General features: G+C 64.4%; 1 protein-coding gene and 1 pseudogene. Both read right to left on the bottom strand.

Annotated features, from left to right (window positions below):
• Positions 1–96: pseudogene (locus tag WN73_RS11910) on the bottom strand (ATP-binding protein); the annotation flags it as partial.
• Positions 97–100: 4 nt separating this feature from the next.
• Positions 101–1,822, bottom strand: a complete 1,722-nt coding sequence (gene istA, locus WN73_RS11905; RefSeq protein WP_271552907.1) for an IS21 family transposase — start codon at positions 1,820–1,822, stop codon at positions 101–103.
• Between the last annotated feature and the right edge of the window lie 211 nt (positions 1,823–2,033).

The raw sequence follows: 2,033 nt of genomic DNA, 5'->3' as shown, positions 1-2,033 counted from the left end.
GCCCTGCGCCTGGAGCACGCGCGTCTGCAGCGTGTCGCGGACACCCGACAGGCGCAGCTGTCGTAGGCAACGCTCAATTTCCGGCATGGTCATCATGTGGCTAGGTCTCCAGTTTAAGGTGAGAAGGTGCAGCGGGAGCGCTCGTGGTGCCGGAGCTGGCCGGGGTTGCGCAGGCGACACGAGCGCGGATTGCCGTGGCGTGATCGTCGTGAGCCTCGGCCTGCCGACCATTATCGTCGGCGTCGCGCCGCACAGCGCGGCTGAAGAGGTCGCCGTATTCCGCGGGGGTACGGATCAGCGGATGATCCTGGGTGAGCGGCGATGCCGGCTGTGGCGTCACTCCAACCTGCTCGATCGCCTGTTCGAACAACCGCTCGACGGTCGCACGCACGTGCTTGGAGCTGTAGACGCGGCTGTCGATGGCGTGCGCGCAGGCCTGCTCGACCAGCCGCGCCGGATACTTCCGGCCCAGCCCGACAATGCCCCACATCGCGCGCTGTCCGGGGCGCCCTTCGGTGTCGAACACCTGCTGGCATAGCGCCCTGGTCTGCGGCCCGATGCGCTCGGCGCTCGCCAGCAGCACGGCGGTTTGCCGCGACGGGTTGAACGGCCGTTCGCTGGTCGGCAGGACGACAGAACCGGGGTGCGCCATCCGGGAATGAACACGCAGCAGCGCACGGGTGTGGCGATCACGGATCTCGATCGTGGTGGTGTAGATGCGCACGACGACCTGGCTGCCGATCGGCGCGGGCCGCGCGGCGTAATAGCTGTTGTCGACGCGTACGGTGGTGTCGTCGCAGACAGTCCGGACGACTTCGGTGAAGATGCGGAAGGGAGCGACAGGCAGCGGCCGCAGGTGCGGCTTCTCTTCCTGGAACATCGCCTCGACCTGACGGCGCGTGCTGCCGTGGATGCGTTTGGAAGCCCAGTTCTCCTCCCAGTGCCTCAAGAACTCGTTTTGCGCCTCCAGCGTCTCGAAGCGCCGTCCGGCCAGCGCGGTGCCCTGGGTATGTTGAATCGGATTCTCGACGCATCCTTTCCGATTTGGATCGGCCACGCGCGCGGGATCGGCGACCACGGCGTAATGAGCCAGCATCGCGCTGTAAATCGGGTTGAGCTGGGGCTCGTACAAATCCGGCTTGAGGACGCCTTCCTTCAGATTGTCGAGCACGACATAGCTGGGGACCCCGCCAAAATACCGGAACGGCTCTTCGTGGAGCTGCGCCCAGACGTGTTGGCTGGACTTCCAGACCACCCGCCGGAAGCTGCGCCGCGAGTAGCGCAGCGTCATCACAAACAGGCGGGGACGGCGGTACCGGCCGCTCCTGGGATCAATCGTCAGAGCGCCCTCGCCATAGTCGACCTGGGCCTCCTCGCCAGGCAGGAACTCAAGTCGATCAAACTGCTCGGGATCGCTGTGTCGCAACGTGCGCACAAACCGCTTGACGCTCTGATAGCTGGACGGAAAGCCAAATCGATCGACCAGGTCCTGGTAAATCGCCTGCGCATTCCGCTTCAGGCGGACCTGTTCTTCGATCCATGCCCGATGCGGTTCGCAGGCCGAGCGGGCCAGGCTGCAGGCGGCTGTCGCTTGCGACACCCCAAAAGCCGGTGGTCGGGGTGGGGGAATTTGGTCGTCCGCGCTCACCGAGCCGGTGGTCACTTCCCCGGGGGAATTTGCCTCCGCACCAGCCCGCAGCGCCCGGTAACGCCGGATCGTCTTGCGATCGACCCCCGTCAGCCTGTGGATCTCGCGCTGGCTGGCGTTGCGATCAAGTAATGTAAATACCGTGCTTTGCAGATGTGCCTTCAAGACGTTCAACTCCCAGTCCCCTTGCTGGATAAAAGGGGACCAAAATAAACGTCCTGCCTGACCGGCTACCGCTGTTCAGCGGCGCTGCCGGTGATCATCAGGTGGGGGAGTTTCAAGTGACCATACCCGGGGGATTTTGACCGACCCACGGGGCGTGGATCAGTTGTCCGTGAACAAGCCTCCAAGCACTTGATTGGGAGTCTGTTTTCCGGTTGCGGCG

It is taken from the genome of Bradyrhizobium sp. CCBAU 45394 (genome assembly GCF_028128655.1).
GTDB lineage: Bacteria > Pseudomonadota > Alphaproteobacteria > Rhizobiales > Xanthobacteraceae > Bradyrhizobium > Bradyrhizobium diazoefficiens.
Note: the sequence above shows the minus strand (reverse complement) of the source record. Positions and strands in the feature narration are given on the sequence as shown.